This is a genomic window from Mycobacterium sp. DHQP2018-32-09 (assembly GCF_058148405.1).
In genome coordinates this window covers 88,387-105,453 of sequence record NZ_JBYVYK010000009.1, presented here as the reverse complement: position 1 = coordinate 105,453, position 17,067 = coordinate 88,387, and the positions used below count along the sequence as shown (strand labels likewise).

Genomic DNA, 17,067 nt, shown 5'->3' with positions numbered 1-17,067 from the left:
CTAGCCTGCGGCGGACTCGGGGATGCGGCTGGCGGGCGCGGCGCCGGCCTTGCCCTCCTTGACGTCGGCCGCGTACAGGTCGACGTACTCCTGGCCGGACAGGCGCATCAGCTCGTAGACCACCTCGTCGATCACGGCGCGCTCGATGAACCGGTTGCCCTCGAGCCCCTCGAAACGGGAGAAGTCCATCGGCGTGCCGATGCGGACCCGGACGCGGGCGAACCGCAGCCCCTTCCCGGGCGGGTTGACCCGGTCGGTGCCGATCATCGCGACCGGGACCACGGGCACACCGGTCTTGAGCGCGAGCCGGGCCAGGCCGGTCTTGCCCTTGTAGAGGCGGCCGTCGGGCGACCGGGTGCCCTCGGGGTACATGCCGAGCAGCTTGCCCTCGGACAGGATGCGCTCGGCGGTGGTCAGCGCGGCCTGCGCGGAGTCGGCGTCGGTGCGGTCGATGGGCACCTGCCCCACGGCCGTGTAGAACCACGCGAGGAGCCGACCCTTGATGCCGGTACCGGTGAAGTACTCCGACTTGGCCAGGAACGTGATGCGTCGCTTCACCATCAGCGGCAGGTAGAAGCTGTCCATGACCGCCAGGTGATTACTGGCCAGGATCATCGGGCCGGAGTCCGGGATGTTCTCGACCCCTTCGATCTTCGGACGAGCGATGAAGGCCAGCAACGGTCCGAGCAGCACGTACTTGAACAGCCAATACCACATCGGACCTCCCGCGATGGGCGCCCCGGACGGTGCCCTGCGACAACTTTACCCACGCCCCGTGGCGTCGGCCACGGCTAGGCACCTGCCAGAGGGCTGCTAGTCGGACGGGCCGCTCTGGAACGTCACCGGGATGTGTTCGTAGCGGCCGGGGCCGGCAGGCGGTGGGCTCGCCGGGGGCGGTTCGGGACCGTCGGGCGGCGGCTGACCGCCCGGTTCCCCGGGGGCGTCGGGCCGAGCCGACGACGCGGGTGTCGACGCGTCGAGCATCGCCCGGATCACGGTCAGCAGCGCGGTGCTGTGCTCGGCGACGATCGTCAGCAGTGGGTGCTGCTCGCCGGTCACCAGCGCGGCCAGCGCGCACACCGGGCACCACACCTGGTCGCACTTGCCCGTGCCGCCGGAGGTGACCCGGGCCGCGGCCAGCCGGACGGCGGGGTCGAGGCGGTCGAGCAGGGTCTGGGCGAGCTGACGGAGTTCGGGCGGGAGTTCGGCGTGCCGACGCGAACCGCCTGCGTCGTCGCTCATGCCGGCCACACCTCCGGATTCGGGCGGAACCGCACCGTCAGCTCCCGTCCGCACAGCGCGGCGTCGGTGACGATGCACCGCCGCAGGACCGAGGCCAGGCGGACGCGTCGACGCATGCCACCGGCCCCGATGATCAGCTCGTCGTCGACCCTGCCCAACGTCAGCGTGGCCGGGTCGATCTGCGGCAACTCTATCCGCAGGCGGTACACGGCCTCGAGACCGGTTCCGGACTCGCGGTCGACGACGGGGGCCAGGGGCGCCGGCGGCGGTGCGCCGTCGCGTCTGCGGGCCGCGTCGAGCAGCTCGGCCAGCGCCTTGGGCCCGATCGGTTCGCCGGCCACGTGGGGCACCAGCACCAGCTTGACGTCGCCGATGGCGGCGTCCAGTTCGGTCAGGACGGTGCGCTGCTCGGCGATGCGTTCGGCGTACCAGTCGAACGCGGGGTGGGCGGGCAGGTTGTGGTACTCGAACGAATCGTCCTGCAGCAGCACCTGGTTGACGATCAGCTCCTCGACGCGGACGCCCATGAGCGCCAACGCACCCAGGGTGCGCACCGCCTCGGCAGCCACCACCCGCTCCGGCGTCAGGACCAGGCGCGCACCCACGCGCGACCCGTCGACCAGCCACGTGGCGAGGCGTTCGGTGCCCGCGGCGATGCGTTCGAGTACGGCGACCACGCCGGCCGACCGTGCGTCCTCGGCTCCCAGCGACAGCCGGCGATGCCGCGGCCAGGCCCGTTCGACGTAGAGCCCGAACGTCGCGGGCAGCGTCAGCATGCGCATGGCGTCGGCGGTCGAGGCGCAGTCGACCACCACGTGGTCCCACCGCCCACTGGCCGCCAACTCGCCCACCTCGTGCAGCCCCAGCACCTCCTGAATGCCCGGGAGTGCCGAAAGCTCTTCGGGGGCAACGCTTCCCAGATCGGACTCCGGGAAGCGGGCGGCCAGCACGCCGGCCACCTCGCGCCACCGCCGCTCGAGCAGTGCCAACGTGTCGAGCGCCAGGGCGTCCAGCAGGCCCCCACCGGTTCCGGTGTCGAGGTCGGCGAGGATCCGCGTCGGAGCGCGCTCGCCGGTGGGCGCCACCGTCGCGCCGAGGACGTCGCCGGTGGAGTGCGCCTGATCAGTCGAGACGATCAACACCCGCTGCCCGTCACCGGCATCGCGCACGGCGGTCGCAGTGGCCAGCGTCGACTTGCCCACCCCGCCCTTGCCGACGAAGAGGCTGACCCTGGTCCCTACGTCACTCAGCCTCGACTCGCTTCTTCAGATCCTTCAACGCGGTGTCGGTGAGCCGCCGCTCCGCCTTGCGCTTGAGCAGCCCGATCATCGGGATCATCAGATCCACCGAGAGTTCGTAGGTGACGTCGGTGCCAGATCCCTTGGGCTGCAACCGATACGCACCATCAAGCGCCTTGAGCAGTGAGCTGGACTCCAGGGTCCACGTCACCGACATGCGGTCGGCGGGCCACACGTAGTTCAGCACCATCGTGTCCTTGAGCACCGCGGCGTCGAGCATCAGCCGTGCCCGCTGCGGATACCCGTCGTCGTCGACCTCGAGGACCTCGGTCTCCCGGTACTCCCCCACCCAGTCGGGGTAGGAGCCGATGTCGGCGATCACGTCCATCACGGTGCCCGGCTCGGCGTCGATGAAGATCGTCTGCGCCGTCTTGTCCGCCACGTGTTCCCTTCCCGCCGTGCCCGCCGTCGGAGTCCGTCACGCCCTCCGAACCGCAAAGATACCCGCTACCGGCCGTCACGGCTGCGGCGCTCAGGCCAACCGGGACACCCCGACCGGGCGGGCCCGCTCGAGGCGTTGCTTCACCTCGAACGACATCGCCTTCCCGGCAACCCGACGCCGATGGTTCAGCGCAGGCAGATCCATCCGGGACAGCTCCCATGCCGAGACCCCCGCGGGCTCGGCATGCAGGAAGTAGTGCAGCACCACACCGTCCATGACCGGCTCCAGCCAGACCTCCATGGACCCGGTGAGCGCCCCCGTCACCGTCCACCGGTGCCCCAGCGGACCGCGGTCCTCCACCACCGTCAGACGCAGGTCGGGCCACCAGCGGCGCCAACTCGACGGCTGAGCCACCGCCGCGCCCACGTCGGCGGGGTCCGCGCACACGAACGTCTCGTCGGCGATCTGGATGCTGTTCATCGCCTCCAGCTTCACACACCCCCGGATACGGGGGCATCCGGCCCCGCGACCTGCAGGCCCGCGGCTAGGCTGACCCCCGTGCGCGAGTTCTCGGAACCAGCAACGTTCAACGTCGACGAGCACGACAGCGTCGTGGCGCCCGTGTTCTCCCACGAACGCGACCACCCCTCACACGTCATCGCCCAACGTCAGGCCGGGGGCTCCTGGATCGACGTGACGTGCGCCGAGGTCGCCGCACAGGTGCGCGCGACGGCGCTGGGGCTGATCGCCAAGGGCGTGCGCGCCGGTGACCGGGTCGCGGTGCTGTCGGCCACGCGGTACGAGTGGGCCATCATCGACTTCGCCATCCTGGCGACCGGTGCGGTGACGGTGCCGATCTACGAGACGTCGTCGGCCGAGCAGGTGCGGTTCGTGCTCGCCGACTCCGGTGCCGTCGCCGTGTTCGCCGAGACCGACGGGCACGCCGACACCGTCGAGAAGTTGCGCGGCGAGCTGCCCGACCTGCGCGAGGTGCTGCGCATCGACGGCACCGGCCCGGCCGCTCTCGACGTGCTCGCCGAGGCGGGCGCGGGCACCGATGCGGCCGAACTCGACGCGCGCCTGGCCGCCATCCGGTCCGCCGACGCGGCGACGCTGATCTACACGTCGGGAACCACCGGCCGCCCCAAGGGCTGCCAGCTCACGCACTCCAATCTGCTCTACGAGATCCGCGGCGCCAAGGCGTGTTTTCCCGACCAGCTCGCCATGGGCCAGAAGCTGCTGGTGTTCCTGCCGTTGGCGCACGTGCTGGCCCGCGCCATCACCATGGCGGCGTTCACCAACGGGGTGACGCTCGGCTTCACCAGCGACATCAAGAACTTGGTGCCCACGCTCGGCGTGTTCACCCCCACGCTGGTGGTCTCGGTGCCGCGGGTGTTCGAGAAGGTCTACAACACCGCAGAACAAAACGCGCGCAACGACGGCAAGGGCCGCATCTTCGCGATCGCCGCCGCGACGGCCATCGAGTACAGCGAGGCGCTCGACGCCGGTGGCCCCGGACTGGTGCTCAAGCTCAAGCACGCGGTGTTCGACAAACTGGTCTACGGCAAGCTGCGGGCAGCCCTCGGCGGGAACTGCCGTTCGGCGATCTCGGGCGGCGCACCGCTGGGCGCCCGCCTGGGCCACTTCTACCGCGGCGTGGGGTTGTCCATCTACGAGGGTTACGGCCTGACCGAGACCAGCGCCGCGATCACCGTCAACCGCGTCGACGACCTCAAGGTGGGTTCGGTCGGAAAGCTGGTGCCGGGCAACGCGATGCGACTCGGCGACGACGGTGAACTGCTGGTCTCCGGTGGCGTGGTGTTCAAGGGCTACTGGAACAACGACGAGGAGACCAAGGCCGTTTTCACCGACGACTGGTTCCACACCGGCGACCTCGGCGCCATCGACGAGCGGGGCTTCTTGACCATCGTGGGGCGCAAGAAGGAGATCATCGTCACCGCGGGCGGCAAGAACGTCGCCCCCGCCGTGCTCGAGGACAGGCTGCGGGCGCACCCGTTGATCAGCCAGGCCATGTGCGTCGGCGACCAGCAGCCGTTCATCGCCGCGCTCATCACCATCGACCCGGAGGCCTTCCCCGGGTGGAAGGAGCGCAACGGCAAGCGCGCCGACGCCACCGTGGCCGACCTCGCCGACGACCCCGACCTGCGCGCCGAGGTGGACCTCGCCGTGAAGGACGCGAATCAGGCCGTCTCCCATGCCGAGTCGATCCGTAAGTTCCGCATCTTGCCGGTCGACTTCACCGAGGACACCGGCGAGCTGACCCCCACCATGAAGGTCAAGCGCAAGGTGGTGGCCGAGAAGTTCGCCTCGGACATCGCGGCGCTCTACGCGAAGTAGCGCCTAGTCGCTCAGCAGTTGGCCGAGGCGTTGCGCCTTGGCCTTCCACTGCCACTGCTCGGTCACCCAGCGCAGCCCGGCCGCACCCATCCGGGCGGCGCGGTCGCGGTCGGAGAGCAACTCGGTGACCGCACGGGTGATGGCGGGCAGGTCGTCGCCGTCGACCACCAGCCCGGTCTCGCCGTCGCGCACCGACTCCGGCGCGCCGCCCGAGCGGCCGGCGACGACGGGCACCCCGGTCGCCGACGCCTCGAGATAGACCAGGCCCAGACCCTCGACGTCCAGGCCGCGGCCGCGCGTGCGGCACGGCATCGCGAACACGTCGGCCATGGCGTAGTGCGCGGGTAGCTCGGCGCCGGGTACGCCGTCGGTGAACACCACGTGCTCGGCGACGCCGACGTGCCGCGCGAGACGGTGCAGTTCGTCGCGGTGGGGACCGCCGCCGACGATCGCCAGCGCCGCCCCGTCGACGTGAGCGCGCACGGCGGGCAATGCCCGGATCAGCATGTCCTGGCCCTTGCGGGGCACCAGCCGTGACACGCACACCACCGTCGGCCGCTCCCCCAGCCCGTAGCGCTCCCGCATCGCGGTGCGGGCGGCCGGGTCGGGTCGGAAGCGTTCGGTGTCGACGCCGGGTGCGAGGTACTCCAGCGCCGCGTGCGGCCCGAACGCCGAGGCGAAGCGACCGCGCGTGTAGCGGCTCACGAAGGTCACCACGTCGACGCCGGTTCCGATGCGGCGCAGCGCGGTTCGCGCCAACGGCAGCATCGACCACCCCACCTCGTGGCCGTGGGTGCTGGCGACGACGCGGCGTGCACCCGCCGACCTGGCCAGCGGTTCGAGCAGGGCCAGCGGCGCGGCGGCGCCGAACCACACCGTCTCGACGTCCTCGGCGCGGATGAGGTCGCGCATGCGCAGCGCCACCGAGGGCTCGGGCAGCATCAGCGACGTCGGGTGCCGCACCACGCGATAACCGCTGCGGGCGGCGCGCTCGTCGTAGGCCGCGCAGTCCCGCCATGTCGGGGCGTACACCGTCACCTGGTGCTCACCCGCGGCCACCAGCTCGTCGACGAGGTTCTCGAGGTAGGACTGGATGCCGCCGCGGCGCGGCGGAAAGTCGTTGGTCACCAGCAGCACCCGAGCCATGGTTGGGAGACTAGTCGGCCAGCCAGCGGCCCCACTGCGCGAGCAGCTCGCGCGGCTCGACGCCCAGCGTGGTGCGGATGGCGGTGGGGACGTCGGCGTGCCCGGGCGCACAGGCGGCGACGTAGAGCGCGCGCAGCGAGCCCACGCCGTAGCGGTCGGCGACGAAGCGCGCGAACCACCAGGCGCGGTCGTAGGCCTGTGATCGCACGGCCCCGGGGTCGTCGAGGTCGGCGTCGGTGGGCAGCCGGGCCAGTTCGGCGGCGGCCGCCGGTCCCGGTCGCGGCGCGGCAGGTCGGCCGACGTAGTCGGCGACGCCCTCGGTGAGCCAGCGCGGCGCGTCGGCAGCGGTCGCGAGCCGGGCGGCGTAGTGAAAGAGTTCGTGGCGCAGCACGATTCGCAGGGCTCCGGGACCCATGCCGGCGGCTCCCGGCGCGAACACGATGCGCTCGCCGGTGGTCACGGCGGCGATGTCGGGGCTGAACTCGCGGCCGCCGTTGCCCAGCGCGGCGAACCGATCGGCGGAATCGGTGACGACGATCTCCACGTCACGGCGCCAGTCGTCACCCCAGAACGCCGTGACGGCCGCCTCGGCGGTGGGGGTCTCGGCGCGGATGCGCTCGGCGAGGGCGGCGGCGGCCGACCCGCCCAGCGGGATCACGGTGAACTGGCGGGCAGCGGGTGCCGGGGTTGGGGCCGGGTTCGGGTTCGGGGTCGGAGCCAGGGCCGGGGTCGGGGTCGCCGACGCGGCGGGCGGTGACGCCGGGGCCCGCCATCCCGAGAGCAGCAGGCAGGCCAGGACGAATTCGACGGCCAGGATCAGCGCGACGGCGCCGCGACGGGCGACGGCCGGACCTGCCGAAGGATTGGTACCGGCGGACTCGGTACCAGCGGAGCCAGTGCCGGCGGAGCCAGTACCGGCGGACTCAGTAGCGGCGGACGTTGTGGATGGGTGCATTGTTCACCGGTGCCACGGCAACCGGTGAGCCGTACGTGGAGGCATGCACCATCATGCCGTCACCGATGTAGATGCCGACGTGCGAGGCATCGCCGTAGTAGGTGATGAGGTCGCCGGGCTGCATCTGATCCATCGACACCGGCTCGCCACCGCGGGCGAGGGCCTGGCTGGAGTGTGGCAGCGAGACGCCCGCCTGCTGGAAGGCCCACATCACCAGACCGGAGCAGTCGAATGCGTTCGGGCCCGAGGCACCCCACGAGTACGGCGAGCCGAGTCGGGTCAGCGCGGCCTGCACGGCCGTCACGCCCTCGGGTCCGCCGGGACCTGGGGCGGGTACCGCACCCTCCGGCGGGGCGAGGTTCGGCATGGGTGCAGCGGCCAAGACCTCGGGGCCGCCGTCGCCCGGCGGTACGGCGTCGGGGGCGGGCGGAATGGCGGCCGGGGCCGGCGGGATGGCGGCGAGGGTCTCGCGCTGGGCCGGGGTCAGCGCCGAGTACTGCGACTTGACGACGGCGATCTGCACCTGCAGCTTGCTCTGCTTGTTCTGGAGGTCGGCGCGGACGGCGGCCGCCTGCTCGGCGGCGGTCTTGGCATCGGCGGCCGACTTCTCGGAGGCCTGCTCGGCGCGGGCGGCGTCCTCGTTGACCTTGGCGAAGTTCTTCATCTGGGCCGACATCTCGGTGGCCATGACCCGCTGGACGGCGAGTTGGTCGATGAGCCGCTGCGGCGAGTCGGCGGTGAGCATGGCGGTCAGCCCGTCGGTACGGCCCCCCATGTACTGGGCGGCAGCAACCTTGTTGACGGCACCTTGGAAGGTAGCCAGCTGTGTCTGCGCCGCGTCGGCGGCGGCAGCGTCGGCGGCATGCTGAGCATCCGCGACCTGTTGGGCCGAGACCTTCTGATCGAGATCCAGCTGGGCGCTGTGCATCGCCTCGGTGGTCTGTTCGGCCTCGCGGGACAATTCGTTGAGCTTTGCCAGGGCATCGTCGGCCGGATCGGCCTGCACACCGCTGGCCAGCACACCCGAGAGCAGGGTCAGCCCAGCTATCGCACCAGCGACGGGTCGACGAATTCCACGTGTGTTCCGGTGCGTGCGGTCGAGCCTCAAGGTAATAGCGTCCTTCAACTGCCGTAGCGTGCCGCGTCGAACTGCGATTTGGTCTCGAATAGGTTACGAAACGGCATCGGGCTTGTCCAACAGAAGACCCGAATTTAACAGGCGCAAGGGAATTTTTTCGCTGCGGAACGACCACGGTGTCGTCAGGCAACTCCCGATTCCCCGGCGCGGTGGATGGGGACCAACCGCAACCTCGGCGCCAAACCTACCTCAGCCAGCACTTCCAGCGCTCGCCGTTCGTCATCGCGCAGCGTCTCGGGAACTCCCAGCAAAACAGTGACGACACAGTCGCTGCAGCCCGGGCCGCGCACGGCGCAGTCATCGCAGTCGATGGTCACCGATCCGGTGTCCGGTGCCCGCTGTCCTGGTTCCTCCGGCGGCATGGCGTCTCTCCTCGTGGTCGACATGCCCGCACGCTAACGGCGGGCACCGACAGACGGGGCCGACGCCCGAGGGGACCGGCGTGGGACCCGTCGCGATGTCGGTCGCGGGGCTTACGGTCACCGCCATGGGTCGCCCGCGTCTCGCCGAAGCCGAACAGCTGTCGTTCGACGCGCTCGACGAGGAGTCGTTCGGCCTGTCGCTGCGCGACACCACGTTCGTCGTCGTCGACCTCGAGACCACGGGCGGCCGCGCCACCGAGAGCGCCCCCGGCCGGGGCGATCACGACCAGATCACCGAGATCGGCGCCGTCAAGGTGCGGGGCGGCGAGATCCTCGGCGAACTGGGCACCCTGGTCGACCCGGGCCGCTCCATCCCACCCCAGATCGTCGCGCTCACCGGCATCACCACCGCCATGGTGTGCGACGCCCCCCGCATCGAGTCCGTCCTGCCCGCGTTCCTCGAATTCGCCCGCGGCGCAGTGCTGGTGGCGCACAACTCGGGTTTCGACGTGGGTTTCCTCAAGGCGGCTGCGGCCCGCGCCGACCTCACCTGGCCGCGGCCGCCGGTGCTGTGCACCGTGAAGCTGGCACGTCGCGTGCTGACGCGCGACGAGGCGCCCAGCGTCAAGCTCTCCGCCCTGGCCGAGCTGTTCCACGCGCGCACCACTCCGACGCACCGCGCGCTCGACGACGCCCGCGCCACCGTCGACGTGCTGCACGGGCTCATCGAGCGGGTGGGCAACCGCGGCGTGCACACGTTCGCCGACCTGCGGGCCTACCTGCCGAACGTCTCGACCGCGCAGCGCGGCAAGCGGCACCTGGCCACCGCCCTGCCGCGCACCCCGGGCGTGTACCTGTTCCGCGGGCCCGCCGAGGAGGTGCTCTACGTGGGCACCGCGGTCGACCTGCGTCGCCGCGTCGGGCAGTACTTCACCGGATCCGAACCGCGCACCCGGATGAAGGAGATGGTGGCCCTGGCCACCAAGGTCGACCACGTCGAATGCGCCCACGACCTCGAGGCCGGGGTGCGCGAACTGCGACTGCTCGCCGCCCACGCACCGCCGTACAACCGCCGGTCGAAGTTCCCGCACCGGTGGTGGTGGGTCACGCTCACCGACGAGGCCTTCCCCCGGTTCTCGGTGGTGCGCGCACCCACGCAGCCCCACGTCGTCGGTCCGTTCCGCGTCCGCGCCGACGCCGCCGAGACCGCCGAACTGCTCGCCAGGTCGACCGGCGTGCGCACGTGCACCAGCAGGTTGGGCCGCACGGTGCGGCACGGCCCCGCCTGTCCGCCACGGGAACTCGCACCGTGCCCGGCACCGCGCGACGTCAGCGCCGCCGACTACGCCGCGGCACCGCAGCGCGCGGGCGCACTCGTCGCGGGGACCTGCCGCGCCGCCATCGCCGACGTGCTGGCCCAGATCGAGGACCTGGCGGCCCGCGGCCGCTACGAGACCGCCGCCCGGTTGCGCGACCATGCCGCCACGGCCATCGAGGCGCTGTGGCGCGGCCAGCGGCTGCGGGCGCTGGCCGACGTCGACGAACTCGTCGCCGCACGCCCGGACGGCGCCGGCGGATGGCATCTCGTCGTGGTGCGCCACGGGCAGCTGTGCGCGTCGGGCTGCGCGGTGCGCGGGGTCCCGCCGATGCCCGTCGTCGACGCCATCTCGGCGGGAGCGCAGACCATCGTGCCGCGGCAGGCGCCGCTGGGCGGCGCACTGGTCGAGGAGACGGCGCTGATCGCCCGCTGGCTGGCACAGCCGGGGGTTCGGATCGTGCGGGTCCAGACCACCTCGGGTGACGGTTACGCCAGCCCGATCGGCGCGGCGGGCGCGCACGCAGCCTGGGCCGCGCTCGCCCGCTCGGCCCGGGCGGCCGCGCAGCGACTCGACGCCGAGACCTTCGACGACCGGTACGGCGTCGGCGGGCTCGGCCGGTCCCGCAGCGTCGACGCCCGCGCGTCCTGACGCGCGGCGCCCGCCCCGCCGGACCCTCCGGTTTCAGAGTTTCGGGGGTTCAGAGCTTCTGGGTGAAGCGCGCCCACCGGCCCAGCAGCTGCTCGGCAGCCCCGGAGTCGATGGCCGCCGTCGCGCGGGCCAGGCCGGACTCCCACGCAGGCACCCACTTGGCCTCGCTGGACAGCCCGGCGTGAGCCACCATCGCGCCCGCGGCGTTGAGCACCACGGCGTCGCGCACCGGCCCCCTGGCCCCGCTGAAGACCTCCCGCACCGACTTGGCGTTGGCCTCGGCGTCGCCGCCCATCAACTCGCTCAGATGCGCCCGCTGGAAGCCGAACGCCGCCGGGTCGAACGTCAGCCGCTCGACCGTGCCCGCCTGCACGCGCCAGATCGTGCTGGTGGTCGTGGTGGTCAGCTCGTCGAGGCCGTCGTCGCCGTGCACCACGAGCACGCTGGAACCGCGCTGGGCGAACACGCCGGCCATCACCTCGGCCAGATCGCCCCACGCGCAACCGATCAGGCCTGCCCGCGGCGCCGCCGGGTTGGTCAGCGGTCCGAGCAGGTTGAACACCGTCGGCACGCCGATCTCGCGGCGCACCACCGAGGCGTGGCGGTACGACGGATGGAACTGCGGTGCGAACGCGAACCCGATGCCCACCTCCGCGACGCTGCGGGCGACGTCCTCGGGGCCCACGTCGATCTTCACCCCGAGCGCCTCCAGCGTGTCGGCGCCGCCGGACAGCGACGACGCCGCCCGGTTGCCGTGCTTGATCACGGGCACGCCGCACGCCGCCACCACGATCGACGCCATCGTCGACAGGTTCACGGTGTTGGCGCCGTCCCCGCCGGTGCCGACCACGTCGACGGTCTCCCGGCCGATCTCCTCGGTCGGCACCCGGCGCGCGTGCCGCAGCATGATGTCGGCGAGTTCGGCGACCTCGGCCGACGTCGGCCGCTTCATCTTCATCGACACCGCGAAACCGGCGATCTGGGCGGGCGTGGCGACGCCGGTCATGATCTGATCCATGGCCCAGGCCGCCTCGCCGGTGAGCAGCGACTGACCGGTGGTCAGCCGGCCGAGGATCTGGGGCCAGGTGGGGGTCTCTTCGGAAGCCACGCGGGTCAGCGTAGTGCCAGCGCCGCGACGGGTGGCGCGGCCGGCACGCCCGCCGAGGCCATCGACTCCCCACTGACTCACCACTGTCGGCCCCCGGGGAAGGCCCCAGATCGCGACACGTTTGTGACAATCTGTCGACCCGGCTGGAGTTGGCCAACTACAAAGCGTCATACTTCTTGATGTGACGAGCGCTGTAGGCACTTCGGGAACCGCGATCACGTCGCGAATCCATTCGCTGAACCGACCCAACATGGTCAGTGTTGGCACGATCGTATGGCTTTCCAGCGAGCTGATGTTCTTTGCTGGACTGTTCGCGATGTACTTCACTGCCCGCGCCCAGGCGGGGGGTGACTGGCCGCCGAAGCCCACCGAGCTGAACCTCGCGCTGGCGGTGCCGGTGACCCTGGTCCTCATCGCGTCGTCGTTCACCTGCCAGATGGGCGTCTTCGCCGCCGAGCGCGGCGACGTCTACGGCCTGCGCCGGTGGTACCTGCTGACGCTGGCCATGGGCACGTTCTTCGTGTGCGGCCAGGGCTACGAGTACTACCACCTGGTGCACGAGGGCACGACCATCCCGGGCAGCGCCTACGGCACGGTCTTCTACCTCGCGACCGGCTTCCACGGCCTGCACGTCATCGGCGGTCTGGTCGCCTTCGTGCTGCTGCTGCTGCGCACCCGGATGAGCAAGTTCACCCCGGCGCAGGCGACCGCCGCCATCGTCGTGTCGTACTACTGGCACTTCGTCGACATCGTGTGGATCGCCCTCTTCGCCGTCATCTACTTCGTGCGATGAGCCCGATGAGCGATTCGTCGGACCGTCCCACGTCCACCAACCCGATGCGTCTGATCAGAAGGGGTTCGATGACCAGCAAGGCGCCCGGAGCCGGGAAGCCGGCGACGATCAAGCGGCGTCGGTTCCGCCGACGCCTGTCAGCAGCGCTGCTGTTGATGGTCGGGCTCGTAGTCGCCGGTGGCCTCGCGGCCACGTTGACTCCCAAGCCGCAGGTGGCCCAGGCCGACGAGTCGCAGATGGCGCTGCTGCGCACCGGCAAGCAGCTGTTCGAGACGTCCTGCGTGACGTGCCACGGCGCGAACCTGCAGGGTGTTCCCGACCGCGGCCCCAGCCTCATCGGCACCGGCGAGGCCGCCGTCTACTTCCAGGTCTCCACCGGCCGCATGCCCGCCATGCGCGGTGAGGCACAGGCCCAGCGCAAGGCCCCGTCGTTCGACGAGCACCAGATCGACGCGCTCGGCGCCTACGTGCAGGCCAACGGCGGCGGCCCGGTCGTCCCGCGCGACGAGAACGGTGGCATCGCCAGCGAATCGCTGCTCGGCAGCGACGTCGCGCGCGGTGGCGACCTGTTCCGCCTGAACTGCGCGTCGTGCCACAACTTCACCGGCAAGGGCGGCGCCCTGTCGTCGGGCAAGTACGCGCCCGACCTCGGCGATGCCGCGAAGGTGCCGGCGCAGGTGTACACGGCGATGCTCACCGGCCCGCAGAACATGCCCAAGTTCTCCGACCGCCAGCTGTCTCCCGAGGAGAAGCGCGACATCGTCGCCTACGTCCACGAGGCAGCCGAGACGCCCAGCCCCGGCGGTTACGGGCTCGGCGGGTTCGGCCCGACGACCGAGGGCATGGCGGCCTGGATCATCGGAATGGTTGCGGTCATCGCCGCGGCGATGTGGGTAGGGGCAAGGGCATGAGCGACGACGTCAAGGGTTCGGACACTCCCGGTCAGACGGGCACGCCCGGCGAGCCCACCGATGCGCAGCTGGCGCAGATGACGCGTGAGCAGCTCGTCGAACTCGGCGGCAAGCTCGACGGCGTCCAGACCGTCTTCAAGGAGCCGCGCTGGCCCGTCGAGGGCACCAAGGCGGAGAAGCGCGCCGAGCGCGCCGTCGCCTACTGGTTCATGCTCGGCGGCGTCGCGGGCCTGGCCCTGTTGCTGGTCTTCCTGTTCTGGCCGTGGGAGTACAAGCCGTTCGGGTCCGAGGGCGAGTTCCTCTACACCCTGGCCACCCCGCTGTACGGCCTCACCTTCGGGCTCTCGGTGCTGGCCATCGGCATCGGCGCCGTGCTGTTCCAGAAGAAGTTCATCCCCGAGGAGATCTCGATCCAGGAGCGCCACGACGGCGCCTCCCCCGAACTCCAGCGCAAGACGGTGGCCGCCAACCTCACCGACGCCCTCGAGGGGTCGACGATCAAGCGGCGCAAGCTCATCGGGCTGTCGCTGGGCATCGGTCTCGGCGCGTTCGGCCTCGGCACCGCGGTGGCGTTCGTCGGCGGACTGATCAAGAACCCGTGGAAGCCGGTGGTCCCCACCGCCGAGGGCAAGAAGGCCGTGCTGTGGACGTCGGGCTGGACCCCGCGCTTCCAGGGCGAGACCATCTACCTGGCCCGTGCCACCGGGCTGCCCGGCGAGTCGCCGTTCGTCAAGATGCGTCCCGAGGACCTCGACGCGGGCGGCATGGAGACCGTGTTCCCGTGGCGCGAGTCCGACGGCGACGGCACCACCGTCGAGTCGTCGCACAAGCTCACCGAGATCGCCATGGGCGTGCGCAACCCCGTGATGCTCATCCGCATCCGGCCCGAGGACCTGCCCCGCGTGGTCAAGCGGCAGGGCCAGGAGAGCTTCAACTTCGGCGATCTGTTCGCCTACACCAAGGTCTGCTCCCACCTGGGATGCCCCTCGTCGCTGTACGAGCAGCAGACCTACCGCATTCTGTGCCCCTGCCATCAGTCGCAGTTCGACGCGCTGCACTTCGCCAAGCCGATCTTCGGCCCGGCCGCACGCGCCCTCGCACAGCTACCCGTCACGATTGACCAGGACGGGTACTTGGTCGCCAACGGCGACTTCATCGAACCCGTCGGACCGGCATTCTGGGAGCGTCGCTCATGAGTCCCAAACTCGCTGACATGGCCGCCGCGCAAGGCGACGCAATCGATTCGAGGTATCACCCGTCGGCGGCCGTGCGTCGTCAGCTGAACAAGGTCTTCCCGACGCACTGGTCGTTCCTGCTCGGTGAGATCGCGCTGTACAGCTTCGTCATCCTGCTGCTCACCGGCGTGTACCTCACCCTGTTCTTCGACCCGTCGATGGCGGAGGTGACCTACCACGGCGTCTACCAGCCGCTCAACGGCGTGCAGATGTCGAAGGCGTACGCCACCGCCCTGGACATCAGCTTCGAGGTGCGCGGCGGCCTGTTCGTCCGGCAGGTCCACCACTGGGCGGCACTGCTGTTCGCGGCGTCGATCATGGTGCACCTGGCACGCATCTTCTTCACCGGCGCGTTCCGCAGGCCCCGCGAGGCCAACTGGGTCATCGGCTCGCTGCTGCTGATCCTCGCGATGTTCGAGGGCTTCTTCGGATACTCGCTGCCCGACGACCTGCTGTCGGGCACCGGCGTCCGCGCCGCCCTGTCGGGCATCACGATGAGCGTCCCGGTGGTGGGCACGTGGCTGCACTGGGCGCTGTTCGGTGGCGACTTCCCCGGCACGATCTTCATCCCGCGCATCTACGCGCTGCACATCCTGCTGATCCCGGGCATCATCCTGGCGCTCATCGGCGCCCACCTGGCGCTGGTGTGGTTCCAGAAGCACACGCAGTTCCCCGGCCCGGGCCGCACCGAGAAGAACGTGGTCGGCGTGCGCGTCATGCCGGTGTTCGCCTTCAAGTCGGGCGCGTTCTTCGCCATCACCACCGGCATCATCGGGCTCATGGGCGGTCTGCTGCAGATCAACCCGATCTGGGTGTTGGGACCGTACAAACCCTCGCAGGTGTCGGCGGGTAGCCAGCCGGACTTCTACATGATGTGGACCGACGGCCTGATCCGCCTGTTCCCCGCGTGGGAGATCTACATCGGCAACCACACCATTCCCCAGCCGTTCTGGATCGCGGTGGGCATGGGCTTGGTGTTCATGCTGCTCATCGCGTGGCCGTTCATGGAGAAGAAGTTCTCCGGTGACGATGCGCACCACAACCTGTTGCAGCGCCCGCGGGACGCACCGGTGCGCACCGCGATCGGCGCGATGGCGGTCTCGTTCTACATCCTGCTGACGTTCGCCTGCATGAACGACATCATCGCGCTGAAGTTCCACATCTCGCTGAACGCGACGACGTGGATCGGCCGCATCGGTCTGGTGGTGCTGCCGGCGCTCGTCTACTACATCGCCTACCGCTGGGCCGTCGCGCTGCAGCGCAGCGACCGCGCGGTCCTCGAGCACGGTATCGAGACCGGCATCATCAAGCGGCTGCCGCACGGTGCCTACGTCGAGCTGCACCAGCCGCTCGGCCCGGTCGACGAGCACGGTCATCCGATCCCGCTCGAGTACCAGGGCGCTCCGTTGCCCAAGCGCATGAACAAGTTGGGTTCCGGCGGTTCCACGGGTACGGGCAGCTTCCTGTTCCCGGACCCCGTCACCGAGAGCCGGGCGATCACCGACGCCGAGCATGCCTCGCACAGCCGGGCCCTGACGGCGCTCAAGGAGTACCAGGACCACGAGCACGGCTCGAATGGTCATGGCTCCAACGGGCACGGGACGAACGGGCACGGCAACGGCTCGAACGGGAACGGTTCGAACGGCAACGGTTCGAACGGACACCACTAATCACCGACACGGCGCGGCCCGTCGAGCGATCCTTCGCTCGGCGGGCCGTCGTCGTTGCCGGGGCAGCGCGTCTGATGCCCCTCCCCCACCCCGTCGCGGCGCCGGGGCCGACCCGCCGCGTGGTGTCAAACGCGTGTTCGACGAACTCGATCCGAATGCCGACGAGGCGGCCCTCGTCGCGCGCATCACCGAACTCGAACGCGTGAAGTCCGCCGCGGCCGCCGAACAAGCCACGGCCACCGCCGCATTCGCCCACCTGCGCCGCGGCCGTGAGAACGCCGCGGGGATTCCCGGCCGTCTCCGCGGCCGCGGCCTGGCCGGCGAGGTCGCCCCGGCCCGCCACGACTCCCCCCATCGCGGCAACCGCCACCTCGGATTCGCCGAGACCCTGGTCCACGAGATGCCCCACACCCTGGCCGCCCTGGAAGCCGGCGCCCTGGAAACCGGCGCCCTCTCGGAAGGGCGCGCCCGACCACACCGCCACACAGGCCGACCGGCTGTC

At 70.7% G+C, this 17,067-nt stretch carries 16 protein-coding genes and 1 pseudogene; 7 read left to right on the top strand and 10 right to left on the bottom strand.

Annotated elements, in window-relative coordinates; all coding sequences use genetic code 11:
• The 5 genes from AC30CM_RS06925 to AC30CM_RS06905 all read right to left on the bottom strand — a co-directional run bounded on the left by AC30CM_RS06925 (position 1) and on the right by AC30CM_RS06905 (position 3,402).
• Positions 1 to 717 carry a lysophospholipid acyltransferase family protein gene (locus AC30CM_RS06925; protein ID WP_490116096.1) on the bottom strand — a complete coding sequence of 239 codons (717 nt, stop codon included), beginning with the start codon at positions 715 to 717 and terminating at the stop codon, positions 1 to 3.
• Between the two features lie 96 nt (positions 718 to 813).
• Positions 814 to 1,242 (bottom strand): hypothetical protein, encoded by a 429-nt coding sequence (locus tag AC30CM_RS06920; RefSeq protein ID WP_490116095.1) that lies wholly within the window; start codon positions 1,240 to 1,242, stop codon positions 814 to 816.
• Entirely contained in the window at positions 1,239 to 2,492 is a 1,254-nt protein-coding gene (locus tag AC30CM_RS06915) for an ArsA family ATPase (RefSeq protein ID WP_490116114.1), read from the bottom strand. Before AC30CM_RS06915 ends, AC30CM_RS06920 begins: the two co-directional genes overlap by 4 nt.
• Complete coding sequence (locus AC30CM_RS06910; protein ID WP_490116094.1) at positions 2,485 to 2,922, bottom strand: SRPBCC family protein; 438 nt, start codon at positions 2,920 to 2,922, stop codon at positions 2,485 to 2,487. The genes AC30CM_RS06915 and AC30CM_RS06910 overlap by 8 nt, the downstream gene beginning before the upstream one ends.
• Before the next feature lie 90 nt (positions 2,923 to 3,012).
• Positions 3,013 to 3,402, bottom strand: a complete 390-nt coding sequence (locus AC30CM_RS06905; RefSeq protein ID WP_490116093.1) for a polyketide cyclase / dehydrase and lipid transport — start codon at positions 3,400 to 3,402, stop codon at positions 3,013 to 3,015.
• Positions 3,403 to 3,480: 78 nt separating this feature from the next.
• Between AC30CM_RS06905 and AC30CM_RS06900 the strand changes: the two genes are divergently transcribed.
• Positions 3,481 to 5,280 (top strand): AMP-dependent synthetase/ligase, encoded by a 1,800-nt coding sequence (locus tag AC30CM_RS06900; RefSeq protein ID WP_490116092.1) that lies wholly within the window; start codon positions 3,481 to 3,483, stop codon positions 5,278 to 5,280.
• Positions 5,281 to 5,283: 3 nt separating this feature from the next.
• Here the strand turns inward: AC30CM_RS06900 and AC30CM_RS06895 are convergent, their stop codons facing one another.
• From AC30CM_RS06895 to AC30CM_RS06880, 4 genes are all read right to left on the bottom strand, one after another.
• A complete protein-coding gene (locus AC30CM_RS06895; RefSeq protein WP_490116091.1) occupies positions 5,284 to 6,426 on the bottom strand; it encodes a glycosyltransferase family 4 protein in 1,143 nt (380 codons plus the stop codon).
• A 10-nt stretch (positions 6,427 to 6,436) separates the two neighbouring features.
• Entirely contained in the window at positions 6,437 to 7,381 is a 945-nt protein-coding gene (locus AC30CM_RS06890) for a peptidase (protein ID WP_490116090.1), read from the bottom strand.
• Positions 7,350 to 8,489 (bottom strand): peptidoglycan hydrolase RipC, encoded by a 1,140-nt coding sequence (ripC, locus tag AC30CM_RS06885; RefSeq protein ID WP_490116089.1) that lies wholly within the window; start codon positions 8,487 to 8,489, stop codon positions 7,350 to 7,352. Before ripC ends, AC30CM_RS06890 begins: the two co-directional genes overlap by 32 nt.
• A 152-nt stretch (positions 8,490 to 8,641) precedes the next feature.
• Complete coding sequence (locus tag AC30CM_RS06880) at positions 8,642 to 8,881, bottom strand: hypothetical protein (RefSeq protein ID WP_490116113.1); 240 nt, start codon at positions 8,879 to 8,881, stop codon at positions 8,642 to 8,644.
• Between the two features lie 125 nt (positions 8,882 to 9,006).
• Between AC30CM_RS06880 and AC30CM_RS06875 the strand changes: the two genes are divergently transcribed.
• Positions 9,007 to 10,848 (top strand): DEDD exonuclease domain-containing protein, encoded by a 1,842-nt coding sequence (locus AC30CM_RS06875; protein WP_490116088.1) that lies wholly within the window; start codon positions 9,007 to 9,009, stop codon positions 10,846 to 10,848.
• 49 nt (positions 10,849 to 10,897) lie between these two features.
• Here AC30CM_RS06875 and trpD read toward each other — a convergent pair whose 3' ends face one another.
• Positions 10,898 to 11,965, bottom strand: coding sequence for an anthranilate phosphoribosyltransferase (trpD, locus tag AC30CM_RS06870; protein ID WP_490116112.1), 1,068 nt, complete (start codon positions 11,963 to 11,965; stop codon positions 10,898 to 10,900).
• A gap of 172 nt (positions 11,966 to 12,137) precedes the next feature.
• On the opposite strand from trpD, the gene ctaE reads away from it, so the two are divergent.
• From ctaE to AC30CM_RS06845, 5 genes and pseudogenes are all read left to right on the top strand, one after another.
• The gene (gene ctaE / locus AC30CM_RS06865) at positions 12,138 to 12,749 is read left to right on the top strand and encodes an aa3-type cytochrome oxidase subunit III (protein ID WP_490116087.1); all 612 of its coding nucleotides are present in this window, start codon (positions 12,138 to 12,140) and stop codon (positions 12,747 to 12,749) included.
• Between the two features lie 68 nt (positions 12,750 to 12,817).
• Entirely contained in the window at positions 12,818 to 13,660 is an 843-nt protein-coding gene (qcrC, locus tag AC30CM_RS06860; RefSeq protein WP_490116086.1) for a cytochrome bc1 complex diheme cytochrome c subunit, read from the top strand.
• The gene (qcrA, locus tag AC30CM_RS06855) at positions 13,657 to 14,856 is read left to right on the top strand and encodes a cytochrome bc1 complex Rieske iron-sulfur subunit (protein WP_490116085.1); all 1,200 of its coding nucleotides are present in this window, start codon (positions 13,657 to 13,659) and stop codon (positions 14,854 to 14,856) included. The genes qcrC and qcrA overlap by 4 nt, the downstream gene beginning before the upstream one ends.
• On the top strand, positions 14,853 to 16,565 hold the full coding sequence (gene qcrB, locus AC30CM_RS06850) for a cytochrome bc1 complex cytochrome b subunit (protein WP_490116084.1): 1,713 nt from the start codon (positions 14,853 to 14,855) through the stop codon (positions 16,563 to 16,565). Before qcrA ends, qcrB begins: the two co-directional genes overlap by 4 nt.
• A gap of 133 nt (positions 16,566 to 16,698) precedes the next feature.
• Positions 16,699 to 17,004: pseudogene (locus AC30CM_RS06845) on the top strand (HNH endonuclease); the annotation flags it as partial.
• Positions 17,005 to 17,067 lie beyond the last annotated feature (63 nt).